The sequence below is a fragment of the Streptomyces actinomycinicus genome (assembly GCF_016741775.1).
In the GTDB taxonomy this organism is placed as follows: domain Bacteria; phylum Actinomycetota; class Actinomycetes; order Streptomycetales; family Streptomycetaceae; genus Streptomyces; species Streptomyces actinomycinicus.
In genome coordinates this window covers 62,605-86,211 of record NZ_JAERRK010000004.1, presented here as the reverse complement: position 1 = coordinate 86,211, position 23,607 = coordinate 62,605, and the positions used below count along the sequence as shown (strand labels likewise).

Annotated in this window: 21 protein-coding genes; 10 read left to right on the top strand and 11 right to left on the bottom strand. The window is 71.5% G+C overall.

What is annotated here, in order from left to right:
- The first annotated feature begins 165 nt into the window (after positions 1–165).
- The gene (locus JK359_RS10070) at positions 166–1,002 is read left to right on the top strand and encodes a putative nonproteinogenic amino acid hydroxylase (protein ID WP_201834143.1); all 837 of its coding nucleotides are present in this window, start codon (positions 166–168) and stop codon (positions 1,000–1,002) included.
- On the opposite strand, the gene JK359_RS10065 is transcribed toward JK359_RS10070, so the two are convergent.
- The 7 genes from JK359_RS10065 to JK359_RS10035 form a co-directional block, all read right to left on the bottom strand.
- On the bottom strand, positions 978–2,600 hold the full coding sequence (locus JK359_RS10065; protein WP_201834141.1) for an amino acid adenylation domain-containing protein: 1,623 nt from the start codon (positions 2,598–2,600) through the stop codon (positions 978–980). The two genes, JK359_RS10070 and JK359_RS10065, sit on opposite strands and share 25 nt — an antisense overlap.
- A 4-nt stretch (positions 2,601–2,604) precedes the next feature.
- Entirely contained in the window at positions 2,605–3,684 is a 1,080-nt protein-coding gene (locus tag JK359_RS10060; RefSeq protein ID WP_201834139.1) for an ornithine cyclodeaminase family protein, read from the bottom strand.
- Between the two features lie 51 nt (positions 3,685–3,735).
- Complete coding sequence (locus tag JK359_RS10055; protein ID WP_307788037.1) at positions 3,736–5,505, bottom strand: ABC transporter ATP-binding protein; 1,770 nt, start codon at positions 5,503–5,505, stop codon at positions 3,736–3,738.
- A gap of 49 nt (positions 5,506–5,554) precedes the next feature.
- A complete protein-coding gene (locus JK359_RS10050; protein ID WP_201834137.1) occupies positions 5,555–7,249 on the bottom strand; it encodes an ABC transporter transmembrane domain-containing protein in 1,695 nt (564 codons plus the stop codon).
- A gap of 81 nt (positions 7,250–7,330) precedes the next feature.
- Positions 7,331–8,101, bottom strand: a complete 771-nt coding sequence (locus tag JK359_RS10045) for a thioesterase II family protein (protein ID WP_201834136.1) — start codon at positions 8,099–8,101, stop codon at positions 7,331–7,333.
- The gene (locus tag JK359_RS10040; protein ID WP_201834133.1) at positions 8,098–8,892 is read right to left on the bottom strand and encodes a thioesterase II family protein; all 795 of its coding nucleotides are present in this window, start codon (positions 8,890–8,892) and stop codon (positions 8,098–8,100) included. Before JK359_RS10040 ends, JK359_RS10045 begins: the two co-directional genes overlap by 4 nt.
- 20 nt (positions 8,893–8,912) lie before the next feature.
- Positions 8,913–10,526 (bottom strand): MBL fold metallo-hydrolase, encoded by a 1,614-nt coding sequence (locus JK359_RS10035; protein ID WP_307788036.1) that lies wholly within the window; start codon positions 10,524–10,526, stop codon positions 8,913–8,915.
- 522 nt (positions 10,527–11,048) lie between these two features.
- Between JK359_RS10035 and JK359_RS10030 the strand changes: the two genes are divergently transcribed.
- From JK359_RS10030 to JK359_RS10015, 4 genes are all read left to right on the top strand, one after another.
- Positions 11,049–11,858 carry an SDR family NAD(P)-dependent oxidoreductase gene (locus JK359_RS10030; protein WP_201834129.1) on the top strand — a complete coding sequence of 270 codons (810 nt, stop codon included), beginning with the start codon at positions 11,049–11,051 and terminating at the stop codon, positions 11,856–11,858.
- The gene (locus tag JK359_RS10025; protein WP_201834127.1) at positions 11,848–12,378 is read left to right on the top strand and encodes a GNAT family N-acetyltransferase; all 531 of its coding nucleotides are present in this window, start codon (positions 11,848–11,850) and stop codon (positions 12,376–12,378) included. The genes JK359_RS10030 and JK359_RS10025 overlap by 11 nt, the downstream gene beginning before the upstream one ends.
- A 42-nt stretch (positions 12,379–12,420) precedes the next feature.
- Positions 12,421–14,127, top strand: a complete 1,707-nt coding sequence (locus tag JK359_RS10020; protein ID WP_201834125.1) for a carbamoyltransferase N-terminal domain-containing protein — start codon at positions 12,421–12,423, stop codon at positions 14,125–14,127.
- A 92-nt stretch (positions 14,128–14,219) separates the two neighbouring features.
- Positions 14,220–14,873, top strand: a complete 654-nt coding sequence (locus tag JK359_RS10015) for an amino acid kinase family protein (RefSeq protein ID WP_201834124.1) — start codon at positions 14,220–14,222, stop codon at positions 14,871–14,873.
- A 263-nt stretch (positions 14,874–15,136) separates the two neighbouring features.
- On the opposite strand, the gene JK359_RS10010 is transcribed toward JK359_RS10015, so the two are convergent.
- Positions 15,137–15,721, bottom strand: a complete 585-nt coding sequence (locus JK359_RS10010; RefSeq protein WP_201834122.1) for a DUF6434 domain-containing protein — start codon at positions 15,719–15,721, stop codon at positions 15,137–15,139.
- 412 nt (positions 15,722–16,133) lie between these two features.
- Here JK359_RS10010 and JK359_RS10005 point away from each other — a divergent pair, with 412 nt between their 5' ends.
- The gene (locus JK359_RS10005; protein WP_201834120.1) at positions 16,134–16,625 is read left to right on the top strand and encodes a lamin tail domain-containing protein; all 492 of its coding nucleotides are present in this window, start codon (positions 16,134–16,136) and stop codon (positions 16,623–16,625) included.
- Positions 16,626–16,859: 234 nt separating this feature from the next.
- A complete protein-coding gene (locus tag JK359_RS10000) occupies positions 16,860–17,537 on the top strand; it encodes a hypothetical protein (protein WP_201834118.1) in 678 nt (225 codons plus the stop codon).
- Positions 17,538–17,568: 31 nt separating this feature from the next.
- Here the strand turns inward: JK359_RS10000 and JK359_RS09995 are convergent, their stop codons facing one another.
- Together JK359_RS09995 and JK359_RS09990 are read right to left on the bottom strand one after the other, a co-directional pair.
- Positions 17,569–18,381, bottom strand: coding sequence for an SDR family NAD(P)-dependent oxidoreductase (locus JK359_RS09995; protein WP_201834116.1), 813 nt, complete (start codon positions 18,379–18,381; stop codon positions 17,569–17,571).
- Between the two features lie 194 nt (positions 18,382–18,575).
- Positions 18,576–19,373 carry an AraC family transcriptional regulator gene (locus JK359_RS09990; protein WP_201834114.1) on the bottom strand — a complete coding sequence of 266 codons (798 nt, stop codon included), beginning with the start codon at positions 19,371–19,373 and terminating at the stop codon, positions 18,576–18,578.
- Between the two features lie 337 nt (positions 19,374–19,710).
- Between JK359_RS09990 and JK359_RS09985 the strand changes: the two genes are divergently transcribed.
- The 3 genes from JK359_RS09985 to JK359_RS09975 all read left to right on the top strand — a co-directional run bounded on the left by JK359_RS09985 (position 19,711) and on the right by JK359_RS09975 (position 22,103).
- A complete protein-coding gene (locus tag JK359_RS09985) occupies positions 19,711–20,616 on the top strand; it encodes an arginase family protein (protein WP_201834112.1) in 906 nt (301 codons plus the stop codon).
- A 101-nt stretch (positions 20,617–20,717) separates the two neighbouring features.
- Positions 20,718–21,389 carry a VOC family protein gene (locus tag JK359_RS09980; RefSeq protein ID WP_201834110.1) on the top strand — a complete coding sequence of 224 codons (672 nt, stop codon included), beginning with the start codon at positions 20,718–20,720 and terminating at the stop codon, positions 21,387–21,389.
- Positions 21,390–21,740: 351 nt separating this feature from the next.
- Positions 21,741–22,103 (top strand): hypothetical protein, encoded by a 363-nt coding sequence (locus tag JK359_RS09975; RefSeq protein ID WP_201834688.1) that lies wholly within the window; start codon positions 21,741–21,743, stop codon positions 22,101–22,103.
- A 188-nt stretch (positions 22,104–22,291) separates the two neighbouring features.
- Here the strand turns inward: JK359_RS09975 and JK359_RS09970 are convergent, their stop codons facing one another.
- Positions 22,292–23,539 carry a cytochrome P450 family protein gene (locus JK359_RS09970; RefSeq protein WP_201834109.1) on the bottom strand — a complete coding sequence of 416 codons (1,248 nt, stop codon included), beginning with the start codon at positions 23,537–23,539 and terminating at the stop codon, positions 22,292–22,294.
- Positions 23,540–23,607 lie beyond the last annotated feature (68 nt).

The window sequence follows — 23,607 nt, the reverse complement described above, 5'->3', positions numbered from 1 at the left end:
CCGAGGAAAAAACCCTGCACAAGTACTCCAGATCTTGTCAATAACTCTCTGTGGGGCGGAGATTGGCGTCATTGCCCTCGTATCCCCGGCGGGTTATGGTGGCGAGCGTAAGGCGCCGGCATGTGTTCAGCGCGTCAAATCACCGATCGGTGCAGGGGGATTGCCTTGCTCAAGTCGCAGCGACTTGCGGTATTGCCCATCGACTCCTACGACCTGGAACCCGAACTCGCCCTCGTGGACGAGCACGACGCCGGAGGCGAGTACGACGCCTTCACCTTCGGATCGTGGTCGGCCCACGTGCTGGCCAACGGCAGCGGCGCCGAGTCCGACACCGCCTTCCGCCCCCACGGCGACAACCTGACCCTCACCGAGCTGGGCAGGAAACTGCCCGGCATCATGTCCCTGGTGACCGAGCACTTCCCGCTGGACAGACTGCAGTGGGTGCGTATCTTCAGCCTCGCCGACGGAATTCTCGCCCCGCACGTGGACTTTCTCGAATTCACCGAACCCGGGACCAGGGTGCAGATTCCGCTGCGCACCGACGAGGAATCCCTGCATTCCGAGAACGACCTCGTCTACCACCTCCGCCGCGGTGAGGTCTGGAAAATCCACACCACCCATCCACATTCGGCACGCAGCGCCGCCGGACCCGCCCGGCTTTCCCTCTGCCTCGACTTCGCGGACGCCGAGGAGCCGGTCGAGATCCGCAACGACGTCCCCGCCGGGGAACCCGTGCGCATCCTCGACCTCCCCGAGGTGACCGAGGCCGACCTCGAGCAGCTCATCGGCTCCGGCCCCCGGCTGACCCGGGCGACCATGCGTGACTCCTTCCGCCGCTTCGCCGCGCTCCACTTCGAGCGGCGGGCGCAGGTGACCGCGGCCTTCGACTGGTATGTCGAGGCCGCACGGCGTACCGGGGACGACGTCATGGTCGCCAAGGCCAGGGCGTTCCGCACGTACTGCATCGAGAAGCGCGGCTACCGGGAGACGTTCGACTGGTGAGGGACGACGGCGAGCTGTCTCGCCCCCGGCCCCGGCAGGGCCCTGCGGTCCAGCTTGCCGTTGGCCGAGTACGGCAGCTCGTCCGTCACCCACCAGCGCACCGGCACCATGTAGTCCGGCAGCGCCGCGAGCAGGGCGCGGCGCAGCTCCTGGGGCGGCGGCGGATCACCGGTCAGCGCCGCGTGCAGATCCGTGCCGCCGTCGGCCCGTGCCACACCGAACACCGCGGCGTCCTTCACCCCGGGCAGCCCGGTCAGCCGGGACTCGGGCTCCCGGGGCTCCACCGCGTTGCCCCGGATCTTGATCAGGTCGTCGATCCGTCCCAGGAGCTGGAGCGTCCCGTCGGCCCGCCAGACACCCCGGTCCCGGGTGCGGTACAGGCGGGCACCCGGCCGGAACGGGTCCGCGACGAAGACGGTCCGGGTGAGTTCCGGATCCGTGTAACCGCGCGCCACCCCCACCCCGCCGATGTAGACCTCGCCGACCTCCCCGTCGGGCACCGGCACCTGGTCCTCGTCCAGGATCCGGATGTAGGTGTTCCACACCAGTGACCCGACCGGCGGGCGGGGCTCCAGGTTCCCCCGCTCCACGCTCATCGAGTGACTCGTCACCATGTGGTTCTCGGCGGGCCCGTAGTGGTTGTGCAGTGTGATCTCGGGGCGCGAGGTGAGCAGTTCCTCCAGCGCCGGGGTGACCCGGACCGTCTCGCCGGCGCTGATGACGTGGCGCAGCGCCGGAGCATGCGCGAGCGTCGTGGGCAGCGACATGAGGATGTCGATGAGGGACTGCGGGAAGTCCACGACCTCGACCTGCTCGTCGATGATGAACGCGATCAGGTCGCGCGGGTCCCGCCGTACCTCGGGGTCCGGGACGTACAGGCAGCCGCCCGAGGCCAGGGTGTAGAAGATCTCCTGCACGGAGACGTCGAAGGTGAGCGGCGCGCACTGCAGCACCCTGCGCCCGCGTCCCAGACCCGATCCGTCCGCCTGCCAGGCGGCCAGGTTGGCCAGACACCGGTGCGTCTGCACGATGCCCTTGGGCGCGCCCGTCGAACCGGAGCTGAAGATCACGTAGGCGGCGTCCCCGGGACCGAGGCGGGGGCGCGGCGGCGGTGGGTCCGGATACTCCGCGAGCAGCCGGGTGAGCGTGGTCGTCGCCGTGTCCGGCCGTTCGGCGGCCGGGCCGGGCACGCCCTCGTCCAGCACCGTCAGCCGGGCGCTGCTGGAGCCGAGGATCTGCTCGATGCGCTCGCGCGGATAGGTCATGTCGACGGGCAGATAGGCCGCGCCGGCCCGCAGGGTGCCGAGCACCACCGCGGTGAAGTCCACCCCGGCCCGCGCGGCGATCAGCACGGTGTCCCCGTGACCGATCCCGAACTCTCCGGCCAGGTGGGCGGCCACGGTGTCCGCGAGCCGGTCCAGCTCCGCGTACGACACCGGCGGCCGGCCCTGCTCGCGGACTGCCCAGGCGTCCGGCCGGGCCGCCGTCTCGCGGTCGACCAGGTCCAGGACCGTGGCGGCGCCGATGTCCACGACCGGCCCCCGGTGCGCCGCGGGGTCCTCGTCGGGCGGGTCCCGGTGGTCGATGGGCCCTGACATGCGCTCACACCTCCCACGCGGGCCACGGCGCCCGCGAGACGGATTCGGGCAGGAACGAGTAGGGGTCCTGCGGGTCGTGCGCGGTCGCCTCGATCACGAGCCGGTGTCCCGCCCCCACCTCGAGGGCCAGTTCCTCCAGCAGCTCGACCATCACGAGGTCCTGGAGCGCCAGCCCGGTCGAGTCGTAGACCGTGCGCACCGTCCGCAAGTCGTCGCGCGGCGCGGGACCGGCCAGCAACTCCGTGAGGGAGGGCCCGATCTGCTCCGGGCCCAACCGCTGGCACTCGCCCTCCGCCATGGCCTGCTCCCGGTGGTCCGGGACCACCACGGCCTCGTGGAGCAGCTCCAGGGGCAGCTCCGTCTTGCCGGGCATGTCCGAGCCGACCGCGTTGACGTGCACCCACGGCCGCAGGGCCGTGCCCCGCAGCACCGGCCCCTGGTCGGGGGCGACGGAGGTCGCCGTGCACAGGATGTCCGCGCGTTCCTCGACCTCCGCCGGTTCGGCCACCCGGACCAGCCCCTCGGGCATGCGCGCCCGGGCCGCGAAGGAGTTCTCCGCCCGTATGTCGGTGTCGCACACCAGGACCTCGGTGAGCGGGAAGGCCCGGGCGAGGGCGTGCAGTTGTGTCACCGCCTGGGCGCCGCAGCCGACGAGCCCGAGCACGCTGCTGTCGGACCGGGCCAGCACGCGGGAGGCCAGCGCGGACGCGGCGCCCGTCCGGATCGCCGTCGCGAACGTGCCGTCCACGATCGCGCGCAGGTGACCGGACTCGACGTCGAAGGCGAGCAGGGTCGAGAGGATGGTGGGGAGCTGGTTCTTGACGGGGTTGTGCGGGTTGTAGCCCACCAGCTTCATCGACACGGTCGATCCGTGCCGGACGGCCGGCATCCATTCCAGCAGGCCGAGCCTGGGAGTGGTGAGCAGGAACCCGTCGCGCGCCTTCATCTCGGTGGTGGCGCCGGTCGCAGTGAGTACCTCGGTCAGCCGCTCGATCGCCAGGTCGTACAGCCGGCCGAGACCGACCTTGCTGACGACCGCGGCGACCGCCTCGGCATCGACGATGTGGGTGGAGTCCGGTTTCACGTCACGCTCCTGATCCGGTTGGGGTCCCGCTTCCGGAGGGGTTCGATGTGGTCATTCGTGAGGGTGCTCATGTGCGGGGGTGTCGGGGGCGCGGCCGTGCCAGGAGTCCCACAGAGCGGCGTACACGCCGCCGGCGGCGACCAGTTCCTCGTGGCCGCCCTGCTCCGTGATCCGGCCGCCCTCCATGACGACGACCGTGTCGGCGTCGTGCGCGGTGTGCAGCCGGTGGGCGATGGCGATGACGGTACGGCCGTCCAGCACGGCGGCCAGGGAACGCTCCAGGTGCCTGGCCGCGCGGGGATCCAGCAGGGAGGTGGCCTCGTCGAGCACCAGGGTGTGCGGATCGGCGAGGACGAGCCGGGCGAGCGCCAGTTGCTGGGCCTGGGCGGGGGAGACCTCGTGGCCCCCGGGACCGACCGCGGTGTCGAGCCCCTCGGGCAGCGCCCGCACCCAGGTGCCGGCGTCGACCGCGTCGAGCGCGGCCGTCACCTGCGCGTCCGTCGCCTCGGGAACCGCCAGCGTCACGTTGTCCCGCACCGTCCCGAGGAACACGTGGTGCTCCTGCGTGACCAGCGCGACGTGCCGGCGCAGCTCTTCCAGAGGCAGTTCGTCCACCGGCACGTCCCCGATGGTGACCGTTCCGGTGCGGGGCGGGTGGACGCCCGCGAGGATGCGGCCGAACGTCGACTTGCCCGCCCCCGAGGGACCGACCACGGCCACTCGTTCGCCGGGCCGTACCGTCAGGGTCACCTCGCTCACGACGTCGTGGCCCTCCCGGTAGGCGTAGCTGACCTTCTCGGCGGCCAGCCGGTGGTCCTGCGGGCGGCGCTCGCAGCCGGCGGTCGCGGGCACGGCGGCGCCCACCCCGATGAGGCGGGCCAGCGAGGCGTCACCCACCTGCAACTCGTCCAGCCAGCCGAGCAGTTCGTCCAGCGGATCGATGACGGTGCGGGTGTAGAGCGTCGCCGCCGTGACCTCCCCCAGACTCACCCACCCGTGGATGAAGAAGAGTCCGCCGACCAGCAGGGTGGAGGCCACCGGCAGGATGTAGCCGAAGTCCATCAGCGGGAACCACACGCTGCGCAGGAAGAGCGTGCGACGCTCGGCCGCGGCGGAGCGCAGCACGTCCTGGTCGGTACGGCGGATCCGCCGCCGGCCGAGGCCCAGGGCCTCGGCGGTGCGGGCGCCCGTCACGGTCTCGGACAGCCCCTGCGTCAGGTCCGAGTACCCGGCCGCCTCCGTCAGATAGGCGGACCGCGCACGCTTGAGGTACCAGCGCGTCGAACCGACGATCACCGGCAGCGCCACCAGGCACGGCAGCGCCAGCAGCGGACTCGTCACCAGCAGCGCGACGAAGGTGAGCAGCACGGACAGGCCCGCCACCAGGATGGACGGGGCACCCATGCGCACGGCCTTGGACAGCGAGTCCACGTCCCGGGTGCTGCGGGTGAGCAGATCCCCGGTACCCGCCTTCTCCACGGCGGACAGCGGCAGCGCCAGTACCCGTCGGACGAATCCCTCGCGGATGTCCGCCAGCACCTGCTCGCCGAGCCGGGCACCGAGCAGCCGCGCCGTCCTGGTGAACACGCTCTGCAGCAGCAGAAGTCCGGCGATCAGCGCGACGACGATGTCCACCTGGGTGGTGGAGACGCCCTTCTGCACCTGTTCCACGAGGTGGCCGAGCAGTGCGGGGACGGTGAGCCCGCACGCGGTGGCGAGGACGAACCAGAGCATCGTCCGGCCGAGCAGGCCAGCATGGCCCTTGACCAGTCCGCGGACATGGCGGCGCACCGTCGGCGCGTCGGCGACCGGGAGACTCACGGGGCGCTCCTTCGCGGGACGGAGATCGATGGCAGGGGCGGGCGGCCGGTCATGTTCCGTCCCGCAGGACGGTGGCGGCGTACCGGGGCTCGCGGGTCAGGAGTTCGCGGTGCGTGCCGGTGCGGACCACCTTGCCGCCGGCGACGAAGGCGACGTCGTCGGCACGGTCCAGGATCAGCGGACTCGCGCTCATCACCACCGTGGTCCGCCCCGCGCGTGCCCGCTGCAGGCGCTCGGCGACGGACGCCTCGGTGTGGGCGTCCACCGCGCTGGTCGGGTCGACCAGGACGAGTACGGGCGGCCGGGAGGCCAGGGCCCGGGCCAGCCGAAGCCGCTGCCGCTGCCCGCCCGAAAGGGTGGCGCCCTGCTCCGCGAGGACGGTGTACACCCCGTTGGGCAGCGCTGCCACGACGTCCTCGGCGCCGGCGGCGTGCAGCGCGGCGGCCAGTTCCTCGTCGGTGCTGTCGGCGGCCAGTTCGTCGCGGAGCACTCCCGAGAAGAGGGTGTCGCTGTTCTGCACGAGCAGGATGTCCCGGCGGACCTGTTCCACCGGGAGGGTCTCCAGCGGAACCGCGCCCAGGGTCACCGCGCCCGCGCGGTAGCGGCCGAGCCGCTCGGCGATCGCCGTGCTCTCCTCCGGGGAGGCGGACACGACGGCGGTGAGCCTGCCGTGCCGGGCGGTCAGCCCGGTGGCGGCGTCGACGAGGTCGGGCGCGTCCGGCAGTTCGACCGGTGCCCCGCCGGTCGTGGGGTCGGGTGCGACGGCGAGCACCCGCACCACGCGCGCGGCGGCCACGTTGGCGGCGACGAGCACCTGCACGGCCGAGGTCACGGTGCGCATGGGAAGCATCAGGAACGCCGCGTAGCCGTAGGCGGCCACGAGGTCGCCCGCGGAGATGTCACCGGAGACGGCGAGCCGGGCGCCGACCCAGACGACGGCCACCACGAGCACCCCGGGCAGCAGGACCTCGGCGGCGGGCAGGACCGACTCGACCCTGGCGACCTCCACGCCGGCCCGCCGCAGCCGCTGGGAGTCCGTGCGGTACCGCTCCCCGAAGGCCTGCTCACCGCCGATGCCGCGCAGCACCCGCAGCCCGGCCACGATGTCCGCGGCCCGCACGGTCAGTTCGCCCTCCAGGTGGCGGTAGTGACCGACGCGCCGGTGCAGGGGACGCAGCAGCGGACCCGTCACGGCGAGCAGGACCGGCACGCCGAGCAGCACCAGCAGCCCCAGGGCGAGCGAGGTGGACAGCAGGACGACGGCCACGACCACGATGGTGACCGCGCTGCCCGCGCCCCGGGCGACCGCGCCGGGCAGTGCCCCGATCCGTGAGATGTCGGCGGTCCCGACGGTCACCATGTCGCCGTCGGTGACCCGCTCGCGCAGCCTGGCCCCCAGCCTGACCGCCTGCCGGGCGACGAGACGGATCGTCAGGTAGGTCGCCTTGAGCCGCCCGACGGTGTCGCACCGGTGCCGCAGCACGCTGCCCGCCGTGGTCACCAGGGCGAGCCCCAGGATGGCACCGGCCCAGACGGCGAGCCGTCCGGTGTCCTTCCCCGCGATCGCGTCGACGGCCCGCCCGACCGCCAGCGGGGTGAGTCCGAGGCCGGCCATCCACAGGCAGCCCCAGAACACCCCGAGCGAAGCGGTGCCGGCCTGCCGGCGCAACAGCCAGAGCAGGTAACTCCTGGGCGACCGCAGATCGGGTTCACCGATGTCGGGCAGCGGGTCGTTCCTGGGCAACGCGTTTCCTTCTCGAGTGTCTCGGGGGTCTCGGGGACCGGGACGCGGGCCGGCCGGGGCCGGTGGCTGACGGGCGGCGGGCTACTCCTTCACGCCGGCACGGGCGTCCTCGCCGAGCCGGCGGAGCGCGTCCACCACCTCGTGCGGGCGGTCGAGGTGATAGAGGTGCCCGCCGTCGAACCGGCGCACCCCGGCCGGCGCGGCGGACCAGGCGGCCCACTGCCGTGCGTGCTCGTCCGTGACCCCGAGGTCGTCCCTGCCCCGCCAGACGTGCACCGGGCAGGGCAGCACGGTGTCCGTGGCCGGCGGGACATAGCGGTCGCACAGTGCGAGGTCGGCGCGCAGCGGGCGGGCGACGACAGACACCAGCTTCTCGTTCGCGGCCACGTAGTCCGGTACGGCACCCTGCGCGGCCAGGTCGGCCACCAGTTCCCGGTCGGTCAGCGCATCGGCGCCGGTCGGCTCGCCCTGCGCGTCCGGTGCCCGGCAGGCGGACGCGACGAACTCCTCGGGCCACAGGCCGTACCGGAGGCCGAGGGCGCGCGCCACCTCGTAGCCGAGCAGGGCGCCCATGCTGTGCCCGAACACCACGTAGGGCAGGTCGAGCCGGGCCGCCAGTGCCGGGGCCAGTTCCTCGACCACTTCCTCGGAGCGGGTCAGCGGCTCCTCGCGCCACCGGTTCTCCCGCCCCGGCAACTGTACGGCGACCACGGCGATCCGGGGGCCGGCCAGCTCCTGCCACGGCCGGAACTGAAAGGCCCCCGCGCCCGCGTGGGGCAGGCACACCAGGACGAGCCGCGCCGTGCCCGGCGGCCGCCAGTCGGTGAGCCAGCGCTGCGCTTCCCCGCTCATCGGGCCACCCCGGGCGCGCCCAGTGCGTCGGCGAGATCGTCCGCCAGGTCCCGGCACACCAGCGGCAGTTGCCCGTCCGCGTAGAAGTGGCCGCTGGGGTAGCGGCGCACGGTGGCCGTGTCGTCCGTCTCGCGGGCCCAGGCCTGCAGACCCGGCAGCGCGACGTGGTCGTCCCGCTCGCCGGCGAACGCCGAGATTGGGCAGCCCAGTCGGGGCGCCGGGCGGGCGGTGTAGCCCTCCAGCCAGGCGAGATCGCTGCGCAGCACGGGGAGCAGCAGTTCCAGAAGCTCCGGGGTGGCGAGCGCCTGGGCGGGTGATCCGCCCAGTCCGGCGACCCAGGCGAGCAACTCGGCCTCGGGCAGCCGGGACAGGGCCGGCCGGGGCCGTCCGGAGCTGGGGTGTTCCATCGCCGAGACGGCCAGCAGAGCGGGGTTGCGCACCTGGTCGTCGGCCGACAGCGTCCGAGCCACTTCCAGGGCGAGCAGGGCGCCCATGCTGTGTCCGAGCACGGCGTAGGGCCGGGAGTGCGCCCTGACGTCGGCCCGGACGCAGTCCGCGATCCGGGCCGGGTCCACGCCGGGGGGCTCGGTGATGCGGTGCTCGCGCCCCGGGAGCTGTACGGCCACGAACTCCACCCAGTCGGGCAGCGCCGAGGGCCACTCCCGGTAGGCCGAGGCCGCGCCTCCGGCGTGCGGCAGGCAGTACACGACGGCGGTGGCCTCGGGCCTGGGCAGGGGGCGCACCAGTTCGCGCGCGGCGAGCGGGCGTACGGCGGCTGAAGTGGGCTTCATCGTAGCGGGGTTCCGGTCGCTCAGGAGCGGGTCCCGGCGGCCGGCCACACGCGTTCGGCCTGCCGGTACAGCAACTCCGAGCCGACCGAGCGCTGCCGGCACAGTTCCTCCAGCAGGTGGCTCTGCCGCACCGGTTCGGACTCGGCGTCGAAGTCGGAGCCGGTGAGGTGCTTCAGCCACGGTTCGAGGCCCATGGCGTACGCGTACACGTGCCGGGCGCCCACCTGCCGGGCCAGCCGGTCCGCCATGGCCGCGTCCGACCCCTTCAGGCGCCGCGTCTGGTTCTGCTCGCGCGTCAGCTTGGCTTCCATGAGCGGACCGTAGAGCCAGCCCAGGGACGCGCCGACGCACTCGAGTCCGACGAAGAGCGCGTCCACCTCACCGACCACGTCCCGTACCCGGTCGTAGAGGGCCGGCTCGACGGGTGTGATGTCGGTGGCGAACATGAAGGAGCGGCCGAGGGCGCGCACCAGCGGGACCATCTTGGTGCGGATGTCGAGGTCGGCGTGCTCCCCGATGAACGGGAGCCCCACGACGTCGAGCCCCTCGGCGACCTGATGGGTGTCCAGCTCGCCCATTTCCACCACCCGGCGGAAGCCGAGGGCCTCCAGCATCACCTTGAGGCTGGGGTCCTGGAGCGTGCCGCCCGAGGCACGGGGGACCACGATCGTGCCGATGCGGGTGCGCAGCTGGAGGAGCGTCTCCAGCGAGAAGTGGTCCGAGTGGAAGTGGCTGATCACCACCGCGTCGATGTGGTGCGGCAGGTCCGCGATGCCGAAGTGCTCGTGACCGTCGTCGGAGTAGCCGACCAGCGGGTCCAGCAGGACACAGCCGGCCGCGGTCTCCACCAGGACGGTCGCGTGGCCGAAGTAGCGCATCCGCACCTGGCCGTCGGGGACCAGGTCGTGGGGTCGGGGGGCCTCGTCGTGGAAGAGCGCGTCGAAATCGCCGGTCGCGCCGGCGTCCAGTCCGAGCCGCTCGGCCAGTTCGCGCGTGTCCACGGGCTGGAGGCGCGCGGCGAACAGGTCGTCCCACACCCCGGCCGAGAAGGGTACGCCGATGTCGAGCCGGCCGGGGGAGGGCAGCACCGGGCTGCCGTACACGAAGGCCTGGTCGCGCGGCGGGACGGCGGTCAGTGAGAGGACCTGGCTGTGCTCCTCGAACGCGGGGGAGCGGTACAGCAGGGGCTCGAAGAAGCGGAAGGAGGGCCGGTTCGCCGTGTCGTAGACCAACTCGACGCAGCCGCGCAGGGATTCGGGGACCTCGGGGTACAGGGACTCCAAGGGGCCGCCCGTGGCCCGCTCGGCCAGCAGCGCCCGCAACCGGTCGATGTCGTCCGCGAGGGTGAGGCGCGCACGCGCGTCCCGCAGGACCGTCTCCAGCCATGCCTCCACCTCGGCGGTGCTCGCGCTGCCCGGGTCGAGGAACGGACCGCCGTAACGGGACGGGTCCGCAAGGGCGTTGCGGTGCAGGGCCGGGGACATGACGTAGTTGCGGACGATGGGAAGCAGTCTCTCCCGCAGGTTCAGTGCCCCGGTGTGCGGTGCGATGAGGTACGGCCAGGCGTACCAGCGGTGCAGCAGCGGCTGTGCGACGACGGACGCGCGGAGGTGGCGTTTCTGGATGACGGGCACTCTGCGTTCCCTTGCGAGTGGAGGCCGGCGGTCGACGGAGGTCGGCTCAGGTGAGGTGGTCGAAATCCGGATCGGGTCCCGCAGTGAAGGGGCGGCACAGGCCCGAGGGGGAGATTCCCAGTGCGCCACCTAAAAGGTGGGCCGGCATGCTCCCCCGTTTCCCCGCGAGGCTTTCATTCCGGCGTTCGGGGCTGTATTTCCGCCCCTTTTCGCCTCTGGATTTCGCGCTGTAGTGCTGGGACTTAGCTTTCGACTCTAGTCATGATCTCCAAGGCCCTGCCACAGATTTCACATGTGACGTGCGTCACATAGCGGCCTTGTGTACGGCCGTGCTTGACTGGCAAGAAGTTACCGGCGGCATGCAACGAAGCACTTCACTTCCTTTACCGGGGAGTTTGAATCCACTTCCGGGGACCGGCGCGCGGGGAACCCGCTATACCCGGTCCTGGGTCTGCACCCTTGACTCGGGGTTCAGGCCTGAAGCGAGAACCTGCGACCTGATGCAGGGGGAACGAGAGGGATATGTCGGATGGTCGGGAGCCTCGCGGCACCGCGTTAGTTTCTGGCGCCTCGTCCGGGTTCGGTGCGCGCATCGCGCAGGTGTTGTCTTCCAGAGGGTACGCAGTCATTGCCCTCGCCCGCCGCGCCGAACGGCTCAAAACACTCGCCGAAGAGGATCCATTTCGAGCCATTCTCCCCGTGGTCGCCGACGTGCGGGACCCCGACTCCCTCGAACGAGCCCTGTCGGAGCTGCCGGTCGAATACCGTGACATTTCCGTGCTCGTGAACAACGCGGGCCTGTCGAAGGGGTTCGGTCCCCTGCAGCAGGGCAGTCCGCCGCACTGGCGTGAAATGATCGATACGAACGTCACGGGCCTGCTGAATCTGACCGAGATCGTGCTGCCCCGGCTCGTCGCCCGCGGCTCAGGGCATGTGGTCAACGTCGGATCCATCGCCGCGGAGTACCCCTACATGGGCGGGAACGTCTACGCCGCCACCAAGGCGTTCGTGCATCAGCTCTCCCTCAACATGCGCGTCGACCTGCAGGGCACCGGTGTCCGGGTCAGCTGCGTCGCGCCCGGCATGGCCCGGACGGAGTTCGCCCAGGTCCGCTACGAGGGGGACGCCGAACGCGCGGAGGCCCTCTACGCCGACGTCACCCCGCTCACGGCCGATGACGTGGCGCAAGGCGTCGCCTGGTGCCTGGACCGGCCACCGCACGTCAACGTCAACATGATCGAGCTGATGCCCGCGGACCAGCCCTTCGGCCTCGGCTTCGCGGGGAGCCGGAACAGCGGCGCAGGCGCCCCTGACGAGCACGATGCTTCGTGAGCCGCAGGTCGGCGCCCACGGCCGGGCGAGGGCCGGCGGAGCCCGGACCGGTGCCCGGCCGGCCGGGCGGGCGGCCTCGGTCCGGCCGGCGCGCCCCGAGGACGCCGGTGAGCTGGCCCGGATCTCCGCGCCCTTCGCCGCCGCCGACCGGTTGCTCAGCCGCTCGCCGGACGCGTTCGCACAACGCATCGACGATTTCCTCGTGGCGGTGCACGGGAACACCCTCGCCGGCTGTATGGGACTGCTGCCGGTGCCGCATTGCCTGGTCATATACAACCTCTGCGTCTCGCAGGAGTTCCAGGGCAGAGGAATCGGACAGATCCTGGTCCGCCAGGCCGTCCGCAGGGCCGGCGAGAACGGATACGTTTTCGTTCTCGCGGCCTCCAAGCACGGTGGTGCGTGGTTCGCACGCCAGGGCTTTCACGAAGTCGACACAGAATCCGCTCCGGAAGAGTGGCGGCGGCTGTCACCGCCCGGCCGCAACTCCGCTCTCTATTGTCTGCGACTCGAAGACCGATGAACCCGGGCCATTGCCCCGAGGTGATCAGGGAGTGAAAAAGTTTTGATTATCTGCGGACTCAAGCTCACGCACGACGGAGCCGTGGCCCTGCTGGACGACGATCGCCTCGTTTTCAGTGTCGAGATGGAAAAAATAGGCAACGGCCTGCGGTACAGCACCGTCTCCGACTTCAGCCAGATTCCGGGAATTCTCGCCGACTTCGGGTACAAGGCCCAGGACGTCGACGAATGGGTCGTCGACGGCTGGGACGGCGACGTCTCGGGAGTGGTTTCCCTGCTGAGTTCCTCGGCCCCGGTGGAACTCGTCGTCGGACCCTACCGGGAATCCGCGGCCTGCCCCGATCTGGCCAGGCCGGGAGCAGCGGGTGAGTTCCCGATGGACGGCCGCTCCTACCCCTACACCAGCTACGCGCACGCTGCCGGACACCTGGCCAGCGCCTACTGCTCCAGCCCCTTCGCCCGCCGCGGCGAGCCGTCCTTCGTCCTCATCTGGGACGGTGGCCTCTTCCCGCGGCTCTACTGGGTCGACCCCGAGACCGGCGTGGAAAACCTCGGTGAACTGTTCCCGCTGCTCGGCCACGCCTACGCCATCGCCGGCCACCACTTCGGCCCGTTCCGCCGCACGCTCCAGTCACCGACGGTGGACGACCTCTCGGTGGCCGGCAAGCTGATGGCGTACATCGCGCTCGGGCAGCCGGACGAGCGCGTACTGACCGCGCTGCGGGAGGAGTTCCACCGGGTCTTCGAGAGCGACCTGCCGGAGTCGGTCGAGTACCGCGCGGCGGTCGGCGGCTTCGGCAGCCTCTTCGAACCGTCGGTGCCCCCGGTGCACACCTTCTTCCAGTCCGTGCGCGACCGGGTGGAGCCCCAGGGCATCTCCGACGAGACCGTCCTGGCCAGCGTCCACGTCTTCTTCCAGGAACTGCTGCTGGAGCGCATCACCCGCAAGGTCCGTGAGGCGCGCGGCTCCGGCCCGTGGAACCTCTGCTTCGCCGGCGGCTGCGCCCTGAACATCAAGTGGAACAACGCCCTGCGCGCCCTGCCGGAGTTCGCCGACGTCTGGGTACCGCCGTTCCCCAACGACTCCGGGTCGGCGATCGGCGCCGCCGTGCTCGGCAGGGCCCAGCACGAAGGCCTGCGCCCCATCGACTGGAACGTACGCCTCGGCCCGGCCCTGCAGCCCACCGCCCAGACGCCGGACGACTGGACCGCGACGCCCTGCACCCCCGCCCAACTCGCCCAGGAACTCCATGAGTCGGGCGAACCGGTGGTCGTACTCCACGGGCGCGCCGAACTGGGGCCGCGAGCCCTGGGAGGCCGCAGCATCCTGGCCGCTCCCACCCAGGCGGCGATGAAGGACGAACTCAACCGGATCAAGGGCCGTGAGTCCTACCGCCCGGTCGCCCCGATATGCCTCGTCGAGGAGGCCCCGGCCCTCTTCGATCCCGGCACCCCGGACCCGTACATGCTGTTCGAACACGACGTGCGCCCCGAATGGCTCGACAGGATCCCGGCGGTCGTCCATCTCGACGGCACCGCCCGCCTGCAGACCGTATCCGGGGACGACGACCCGTTCCTCGCCGAGGTGCTGACGGCCTATCACCGTCTCAGCGGTGTCCCCGTCCTGTGCAACACCAGCGCCAACCTCAACGGGCACGGCTTCTTCCCGGACGTCGCCTCGGCCATGGCCTGGGGCAAGGTGGACCGGATCTGGAGCGACGGGGTGCTGCACCGCCGGAGGGGCGCCTGATCCGGTACCCGTCCGCGGCCGGCCCGGCGGCGCAGGGCGAGGCACTCGGCAGGTCGGCGCAGGACGAGGCGCTCGGCACGGCGCGCGCACTCGTGGGTGCCCTGCCGGCGATCAGGCGTCTCCACGGCACCGTCGTGGTCGTCGTCGCCGGCCGTGCCGTGCTCGCTCCCGGTGCGCTCGGCGAGGCGTTCGCCGAGGACCTGGCGTTCTTGCGGTACGGAGGGGCCCGGCCGGTCGTCGTGCACGATGCCGGCCCCGAGCAGGTCCGCCGGGCCCCGGACGAGGACGAGGGCACCGCGCTGCGCAGGGTCGCCGCGGGCCTGGTGCAGCGCCGCCTCGTCGGCCTCGTCAACGCCCACGGTCCGCTGGCCGTGGGCATCACGGGCGAGGACGGGCACACACTCACCCGTTCGCCCTCCGGCAACCTGGTGGCCGACCCGGGCGTGCTGCTCACGCTGCTCACCGACGGCCGCATCCCCGTGGTCGCCGCCGTCGCCCACGGACCCGACGGGGTCCACCCCGCCGAGACGGTCACCACGGCCCGGCTGCTTGCCGCCCGTCTCTCCGCCCGTCACCTCCTGCTGCCCGCGGGGACGGTGGCCGAGACGGAGACGCAGAGTGCGGCGCGGACGGAGACGGGGGCGGCATCGAAGGAGGGGAGACCGGCAACGACCGGAACGAGACCGATCGACACGGCCGTACCGCATGCTCTGCTACGGACGTTGTACGGGCTGGAGGCGACGTGACCGAGCAGTCGCCTCCTGTACGGGAGCACGTCCACCGTGGGGGCGCCGTCGTGCGGGGGTGATGCACGGCGCAGTCCGCTCGCGCGGACGCAGCGGCCTCGAACCGTACGGATGGTCCGGTGGCCCGGCGGCCGGCCGGCGGCGACCGCGCGCTGGCCCGCCCCCGCGGGCGACCCCCGCACCACCGTCGCGGTTCGGCCGCACGCTTGCCCGCTTCGGCTGCGCCGGTTCGCAGCCGTCCTCGCCTGTCGGGTGTCCTGCCGTCAGCCGCCCTCGGGGGATTTGGGCAGTGCGCGGTGTGCGAGCCACGCCCGGCGAGCCTGGTCGCGTGTGCCGCCCGGGTTCTGACGGTGCCAGGCGCTGGTGAAGCGGTTGTACTCGAACTGCTCGCCGATCTCGCGGGGCCGGGCCGCGTCGGGCCGGGTGGCGTGCCAGTGGGCGACGGCGTCGGCGAGGGTGCGGCCGGGATTCTGTGCGATGAAGTCGCGCATGAAGGCGTCGAAGTGGAAGCCGGGACCGATCGCCTCGACGAAGTACCTCCGCAGGACCTGGCTGCACCGCTGGCCGGCCGGAATCACGGTGTCACCGTCGACGGGTTCGGCCAGCTGCGCCGTGGCCGGCCGGCGGCGGTCCGGGGCCGCCGGCAGCGGCAGGCCGTCCAGGGCCGCCGCGAGCCGGGCGGTGAGCGCCGCCTTGCCACCGTGCCGTGCGACGTTCATCGCGCGGGCGAGAGCGGTGAGCTCGTCCAGCGTCCAGTACCAGCGCAGCAGCTCGGCACCGGTGAGACCGGGTGTCAGCGGCGGCCGGATCTCGGCTGCGGTCGTACTGGTGTTCTGGTTCTCGTTCATGGCGACCATTCTGGCGCGTGCGACGGCCTGCTTGGCCCGGGGATCCGGGCCGGTCGCTGTTACTCACTTTCGGGTGACTTGGCCGGCAGCGGTGGATGCGGTGCCGCTTGGTCGGTCGTGGGGGTTGACCCGTGCTTTCAAGGATTCCGCATCCAAGCCCCCAGCTCATGCAGCGCATTCGTGTGATTGATGGCCTTTACAGGTGAGTGTCACAGAAATGTCCAGAATCTGTCATGCCGACCGGATTTCCCCCGAAGGTCTGGTGGTCGGCTGCAGGGTGTGGGTGTGCGGCCGGCCGGCCGCACACCAGCACAACGCACCGCGCTGGACCGGGACTTTGCTGCCCGGGTCCGGCTTGGTGTGCCCGTCCTGAAGGGGGACCTCTGTGTCCGTTTCTTCTTCCGTCCGCCGTATGACCGCCGTCGCCGGTGTGGCTGCCGCTGTGGTGGGGGCGGTGGCGTTGCCGGCGTCGGCCGCCGACCACGACGGCCGCTCGCACCGTCCGAGGGTGTACATCAGCGATGTGCAGTACCGCCCCTCGGTCCGGGACGACCGCTCCTTCCGTTCGCTGAACGGCGAGTGGGTGGAGATCACCAACGATTCGTGGCGGGCGGTGAATCTGGACGGCTGGACCCTCGCCGACGAGGACGGCCACACCTACACCTTCCGCCACTACCGGCTGGACGGCCGTGCCACGGTCCGCGTTCACACCGGCTACGGGCGTGACACCCGGGAGGACCTGTACCAGGACCGGCGGGCGGGGGTGTGGGACAACTCCGACACCGCGACCCTGCGCACCGACCGCGGCCGGCTCGTCGACGAGACCTCCTGGGGCTGGCACCGCGACCACCGTGGCCAGGACCGGCGTCACGGCGGTGACCACCGCGGCGGACACCGCCACTGACCCCGTGCGTGCCATCGGCAGGTGACACCGAGTCATCGGCCGTCGTCAGAAGGGTGGGCCGCCTTCGGGAGGCCCACCCTCCGGGCAACGCGACACCTGAGTACGCGTACTCATGCGGCACCTCGATCCCACCGCTCACAGTGGACCTGAGCACGGGAAGGGGTGGAACAGGTGGGGGACCGACGGCATACCAGAGCCGTTCTGGGCCTGGCGTGCAGTGTGGCGCTACTGGCGGTGTCCGCATGCGCGCAGGACGGTGCCACCAGCCCGGAGACCGTCCGCAAACTCGCCGGCAGCGCCGAGGCGGTCAGGGCCCGCAAGCAGACGGAGCAGCGGATGCGGGAGGCGATCGCCCACTGGGACGCGCACACCCCGCTCACGCTCGGTCGGATCGGTGTGGATGACAGGTGCGTGGGCGGGCAGGCCGAGGACTTGTTCTTCCAGGACGGGGGCGACCAGTACAAGATCCGTTGCACGATGTCCGTGGACGCCTACTTCGGCGCCGACCCGCGCCGCGTGTCCGACACGATCGACGGCGTCCTCACCGCGGGCGACCCCGACGGCTCCCCGATCCCCTTCGGCCACGACTTCTTCTACGCGACCAAGGTCGTCGACTACTACCGGGGCAGGACGGGAGACCCGCAGGGCCCGGGGACCGGTGAACCGCACGACCTGTTCAGCGCGGGGGAGCTCACGCTCGAGTGGGACCAGGTCCGCCAGAAGGGGAAGCGTGAGCTGATCGAGGAGCAGGCGGTGTGCACCCCCGGCGATCCGCCCGTCGAGCGGTGCCTGCGCGAGCCCTCCTCCGCGAGCGTCGCCGACCTGCGCCGGAAGTACGGCATGGTGTTCAGGGTCTCCTTCTCCTCCAGCAACTACTTCACCGTGTACAAGGACGGCCGGACCGCCACGTAGGGCGACTGCGGAACCCGTCGCTCTGCCGGCGTCATCCGGTCAGGCTGCGGGTGAGTCTCATCAGGCGCTCACGGGCCTCGGCGTCGTACGTCTGCTCATGAGCCCGTGCATCCCTGAACTGGTCGAAGTAGCGCCCTGTGGTGGTGGCGAGTTCCGGGTCGAGCAGGAGACGGACGGTCGGCCGGACGCCCTCTTCCGTGCTGGTGAGGGGGGTGAGGCCGTACTCACGGACGCCGTCGGTGTCCATGAGGTGCGCCGGGTGGAGCGCGTTCACGGTGACACCGCTGCCGCGCAGCTCGGCGGCCAGCTCGAAGGTCGCCATGATCATGGCGACCTTGCTCCGGCAGTACGCGCGCAGCCCCTCATAGCCCTGCTCCAGCATGACGTCGTCGAAGTCGATGGCGTCCTGGCCGATCGAGGCGACGTTGATCACTCGGGCCGGTGCCGAGGAGATGAGCAGGGGCAGCAGGTCCCGGGTCAGGGCGTAGGGCGCGAGGTGGTTGACGGCGAAGCGGAGTTCGTGGCCCTGACGGCTCAGTTCGCGTTTGAGTGGTTCGACGCCGCCACCCGCCACCGCGTTGTTGATCAGGCCGTCGAGATGCGGTTCCGCCCCGCGAATCCGATCGGCCATCGCATGTACCTGTTCCAGGTCGGACAGGTCGGCGAGGTAGGTACGGACGGTGGTGTCCGGGGCGGCGTCGCGTGCCGCAGCCGCCACGGCCTCCAGCCGGTCGGGGTTCCGGCCGTGCAGCAGGAGGGTGCCACCGCGCGGCGCCAGATCGAGTGCGAGGGCCCGGCCCATGCCCTGGGTGGCGCCGGTGATCAAAGTGGTGCGTCGGGTCATGACAGCCACCCTGGCAGTGCGGGACGAGAAGACGGTAGTACGTGCCGGGCCTGGTGTTGCCACCACCAGCCGCAGCCGCAGCGGCAACCGCAGTGGCATCCGCAGTGGCAGCCGCAGTCGCAGCGGCAGCCCCAGCCGCAGCGGCAGCCGTAGGCCGGCGAGGTGGTGAGGGCCTCAGCCGGGTCGGCCGCGGTTCATTCCGGCCAACGGAAACTGGTGACCCGGCCGTGGATGCGGTCCTGGGACAGCGCGTCGGCCTGCGACGGCATCCGGGCCCGCAGCAGGCGGGACGGTGGAAAACCGGTCATCCGCCGTATCTCCCGGCTCATGTGCGCCTGGTCGGAGAAACCGCAGGACAGGGCGGTCTGCGCGGCGGTGTCGCCCTCGCCGAGCAGGCGCAGGGCCCGTTGCAGGCGCATGATGCGGGCGACGGCCTTGGGGGCGAGGCCGATCTGCAGACGGAAACGGACGTCGAACTGCCGCCACCCCCATCCGGTTCGCTCCGCCAACCGCCCGATGGGCACCGACCCCCCGGTCCGCCGAAGTTCGCGCCATGCCCACAGCACCCGAGGGGAACAGGGGCGGCCCTGCTCCCACCACTGTCCCAGCATCGTGTCCAGCAGCCGGAACCGCTGCTCCCAGTGCGGCAGACAGGCCAGGGCCTCGGTCAGCAACTCGACGCGGCGCCCGGCGACTTCGGACGGACAGAGGATGCGCTCGGGCCGCTCGTGCATGGTGTCGCCGAAGAGTGTGTACGCCGCCCATGGCTCGAGGATCACCTCCATGCCGTGCAGGTGACCACTGTGTTCACCGAGCGTCGGTCCGGTGCGCAACGGTGCGATGAGGGAGGTGCGGTCCTCACTCGTGCCGGTGGTCAGGTCGGTGGTGCGCAGCTCGTTCTCGAAACCGAGCACCAAGGTCACGGCACCGTCGGGTATTTCGAGTCGTCTGCGCGGCTCCGCCAGGGAAAGCCGGTATCCCCGGTACTCCATGACCCCTGGGCGTAATCGGCGGTCGGGCCGTTTCCAGGCCAGCTCACAGCCGTTCTCCGGATCCGAGAAGTGGTGCACGGGTCGCCTCTCACCTCCACACCGAACAGGGCGGCAACATCCTCCAACCTCACGCGCGAGACGGACAGATCACAACAAGCCGTACTCAAAGCTGCGTTGCCCGGCCATACCTGACGGAGACAGTCCCAGACCTCCGGGCGCTCCGCCGTACAGTGATCCCCGTCCTGCGGGCGGCCCTCTCGAACGTGGAACCGCCGGGAGGGCAGCGACGGGACGAGGCCGTTGTGCCGGTACGGCGACCGCTGCGAGGATGATCCACATGCGGAACATCGTCATCGTCGACGCCCCTTCCAACCTCGGCCTCCGGCCTCCCGCGCCCGGCACCGTCCCCGGGTGCTACAAACTCGCCGGCGCACTGCGCGAGAACAGGATCATGCAGCGCCTCGGAGCCGCCGAGGGTGGCGTCGTGGTGCCGCCCCGCTACGACCGGGGCGACTGGCAGGAGGGCGACGGTGTCTTCAACGCCCCGGCCATCGCCGCGTACACGGTCCGGCTCGCCGACCGCATCGAACACCACGTGCGCAAGGGGGACTTCGCGCTCGTGCTCGGCGGCGACTGCTCCATCCAGCTGGGCGCCTCGCTCGCCCTGCGCAGGCTGGGTCGCTACGGGCTCGCCTCGGTCGACGCCTCTCCCGACTTCCGCGGCCCGGACAACTCCGACGGGATCGGTGCGGCCGGCGGTGAGGAACTCGCCCTGGCCACGGGCCGCGGCCAGGACCTGCTCACCGACCTGGAGGGACGCCGCCCCTACCTGCGTGACGAGGACGTACGGATCCTCGGCACCCGAGACGCCTACGCCGACGACCCCGAAGTCGTCCAGTTGCACGACCTCGCCGTCCCCGTCGTCACCGTGTCCGACATGCGCCGGCGGAGCCCCGAGGACGTCGGCAAGGCGACCGCACACAGCCTGGAGAAACCGGCACTCGACGGCTACTGGGTCCATCTGGATGCCGACGTGCTCGACCCCACCGTCATGCCGGCGGTCGACAGTCCCGACCCGGACGGCCTCCTGCCGGAGGAAGCGATCGCTCTGCTACGGCCACTGGTCCGATCCCCACGCTGCGTCGGACTCAACGTCACCATCTACGACCCCGACCTCGACCCCGACGGCACCGCCGGCGCGCTCCTCACCGACCTCGTCGTCGCAGCCTTCACCGATGACTGACACACCGGCGGCCCAGGCTCGCGGGTGGCCTTCCGCAGCCGGCGGGAACCGGTCAGTTTCAAAGAAGCGCCCGTCATAGGGTGGCCCCTACCGTCGAAGGCATGAACTCCATCGACGCCGTCATCCTGGAAGTGGCCGACCTCCCGGCCGCCACCCGCTTCTACTCCACCCTCCTCGGGCCCGACGCGCCGCACCTGCGCCTGCGCTCATCCGGGGACCCCGCGGCGGGGTTCCGCGGGTTCACGCTGTCGCTGGTGGTGTCCCAGCCGGGCAACGTGGACGCCCTCACCGGTGCTGCCCTCGACGCGGGCGCCCGCTCCCTCAAGGCCGCCTCGAAGTCGCTGTGGGGCTACGGCGGGGTCGTCCAGGCCCCGGACGGCACGATACTGAAGATCGCGACGTCGGCGAAGAAGGACACCCGCCCGGCCGCCCTGGACGTCGACGACTTCGTGCTCCTGCTGGGCGTCGAGGACGTGAAGGCCAGCAAGCGGTTCTACGCCGATCGGGGCCTCGGCGTGGGCAGGAGCTTCGGTGGCAAGTACGTCGAGTTCGCCGCGGACCCGGGCCACGTCAAGCTCGCTCTGTACAAGCGCCGCGCTCTGGCCAAGGACGCGGGCGTGTCCGCCGAAGGCACCGGATCACACCGACTCGTACTGTCCGGCACCGCGGGACCCTGCACGGACCCGGACGGCTTCACCTGGGAAGCCGCTGCGACTGCCGGTTCCGGCGCCGGTGCGGGTGTCGGCGTCCGGCCGGTGAATGCAACGGCCTGAGCGGAACGAGGACTTCGCGTCCAGGGGAAAGGCGCCGGAGCGCATCACCGACGGGCGACAGCCAGTCAGGCCGGGCTTCCGCGGCTCCGGCCACGTGGTCAGGGCGCGACGCAGGGGGGACCACACGTACTACTTGGGTGCCGGCCCTGCATCCCTTGTCCGACACCGGCACCGCGCTGACCGTCATTCCGCTTCCACCGCCGTCCCGGTACGTGAGAGCCGGCACCCGTCACCGTCATGGACGCGGCAGGACCCACCCGTACCCTTCGGCATCGTTCTCGGTTGACCTCAAGTCTGGTTGAGGTTCTAGGTTCGAGTGCACCGATGCTGACGTACCAGGGAGGAACGGCCATGAGGACGCTGGTTCTGGGAAGGACGCCCGCCAGGGTGGCGGAGGTACTGGCAACGCTGCGGGCGGACGGCTTTGACGCGGAGGGAGTGAGCACCGACGAGGAGGCCCGGAAGCTGTTGGAGACCGAAGAGTTCGGCGTGCTGATCGTCGGCGGGGGTGTGGAGCCGGACTCCCGCGCGGCGATCAAGGAGTTTGCGGCGCGGCACCGGGTGCGGCGGGTGGTCGACGGCGCGCTGACGGAGCCGTTCGACGCCTACGTCCGGGCGGAGTTCGAGCCGCGGATCCGGGAGACCGCCTCCCAGGCGCACCGGCACCACGTGGGGCAGGGGCAGGATGCAGGGCACCTGACTGAGGGCGGCTGACGGGTCGGTCTGATCCCCCGCTTCCGGCAGATGGCGGTGCGTTCGTCGTCGGCCGTGACCTCACCGACGACGAACGCAGCGGCCTGGCCGGGGGGCGTGCCGACCGAAGTCCGCCCGACCCGCCGCCACGGGTGCTGGGCGGGGGGCCGTCCCTCGGGCGGGACTGTGCCTGAGGGCGGCGTCGCGCCTCAGGTTCGGACCGGGCGCACCGGGAGCGCTTCGACGCTGTTGCCGATGAAGCTGCGCTGGCGCGGCAGTTCGGCCTCGGGGGCGGCGAGGTCGAGGTCCGGGAAGCGGGTGAAGAGCCGCTCCAGGGCGACCGTGGCCTCGAGGCGGGCGAGCGGGGCGCCCACGCAGTAGTGCACGCCCTGCCCGAAGGAGAGGTGCCGGGCCGCGCCGGGCCGGGTGACGTCGAAGCGGTCGGCGTCCGGGCCGTGGAAGGCCTCGTCGCGTCCGGCGGCGGTGTAGCCGGCGAGGACCGGGGTGCCCTGCGGAATCACGGTGCCGCCCAGGGCCAGGTCGCTGGTGGGGTAGCGGAAGGGGAACCAGCTGACCGGCCCGTCCCAGCGCAGCGTCTCGTCCACCACGTCCGACCAGGTGGCCCGGCCCTCCAGAACCAGCGCCAGTTGGTCACGGTGGGTGCACAGTGCCCGTACGGCATTGCTGATCAGGTTGAGGGCGGTCTCGTGGCCGGCGACCAGCATCAGGCGCATCGTGCCGATGAGTTCGGCCTCGCTGAGCCGGTCGCCGTCGTCGTCGCGGACGGCTATCAGGGCGCTGGTCAGATCGTCGCCGGGGGAGTTGCGGCGGGCGGCCGCGATCGTGCCGAGCAGCTCGACCAGCTCGCGTACGGCGGCCATCACCTCCGCCGAGGTGGCGTCGGTGGCGATGACCATCGTGTAGCTGAGGTCGTGCAGACGGCCGCGGTGCTCGGGGTCCACGCCGAGCAGCTCACAGATGACGCTCATCGGGAGCGGGAGTGCGAAGTGGGTGCGCAGGTCGGCGACGCCGTCCGGGTCGTCGGCGGCGGCCCGGCCGAGGTCGTCGAGGAAGCCGGCGGTCAGCTCCTCGATGCGCGGCCGCAGCCGCTCCACCTGGCGGGCGGTGAAGGCGTTGCCGACGAGGGAGCGCAGCCGGCGGTGGTCGGCTCCGTCGGCGGTGTGCATGCCCTGGGCGTTGGCGAAGACCCGCAGTGGCCAGTCCGCGGGAATCGTGCCGTCGTGCAGGGCCGGGCAGTGGCGGGCGTCCTTGGCCACGTCGGGGTGGGAGAGGAACTCCTTGAGCGTGTCGTGCCCCAGGACGACCGCTGCGGGCACCCCGCCGGGCAGGACGATGTCCGCGACGGGCCCCCGAGCCCGCAGGGCGGCGTTCAGAGCGTGCGGGCAGCCGCCGGCGGGGTCGACGACGTGGGCGGGCGCGGGGGTGTGGGAGGACAAGCCGGGACTCCTGACCGTATGCGAATATGAGCCAACAGTGCGGTGTCGGGGACCGGTTGTACAAGTCG

Excerpts from the sequence above, each read along its gene's own strand:
- JK359_RS09995 (WP_201834116.1), bottom strand. The coding sequence starts at position 18,381 with ATGACCCGACGCACCACTTTGATCACCGGCGCCACCCAGGGCATGGGC.
- JK359_RS09990 (WP_201834114.1), bottom strand. The coding sequence starts at position 19,373 with ATGGAGTACCGGGGATACCGGCTTTCCCTGGCGGAGCCGCGCAGACGA.
- JK359_RS09985 (WP_201834112.1), top strand. The coding sequence starts at position 19,711 with ATGCGGAACATCGTCATCGTCGACGCCCCTTCCAACCTCGGCCTCCGG.
- JK359_RS09975 (WP_201834688.1), top strand. The coding sequence starts at position 21,741 with ATGAGGACGCTGGTTCTGGGAAGGACGCCCGCCAGGGTGGCGGAGGTA.
- JK359_RS10010 (WP_201834122.1), bottom strand. The coding sequence starts at position 15,721 with ATGAACGAGAACCAGAACACCAGTACGACCGCAGCCGAGATCCGGCCG.
- JK359_RS10065 (WP_201834141.1), bottom strand. The coding sequence starts at position 2,600 with ATGTCAGGGCCCATCGACCACCGGGACCCGCCCGACGAGGACCCCGCG.
- JK359_RS10005 (WP_201834120.1), top strand. The coding sequence starts at position 16,134 with ATGACCGCCGTCGCCGGTGTGGCTGCCGCTGTGGTGGGGGCGGTGGCG.
- JK359_RS10025 (WP_201834127.1), top strand. The coding sequence starts at position 11,848 with ATGCTTCGTGAGCCGCAGGTCGGCGCCCACGGCCGGGCGAGGGCCGGC.
- JK359_RS09980 (WP_201834110.1), top strand. The coding sequence starts at position 20,718 with ATGAACTCCATCGACGCCGTCATCCTGGAAGTGGCCGACCTCCCGGCC.
- JK359_RS10045 (WP_201834136.1), bottom strand. The coding sequence starts at position 8,101 with ATGAGCGGGGAAGCGCAGCGCTGGCTCACCGACTGGCGGCCGCCGGGC.
- JK359_RS10040 (WP_201834133.1), bottom strand. The coding sequence starts at position 8,892 with ATGAAGCCCACTTCAGCCGCCGTACGCCCGCTCGCCGCGCGCGAACTG.
- JK359_RS10030 (WP_201834129.1), top strand. The coding sequence starts at position 11,049 with ATGTCGGATGGTCGGGAGCCTCGCGGCACCGCGTTAGTTTCTGGCGCC.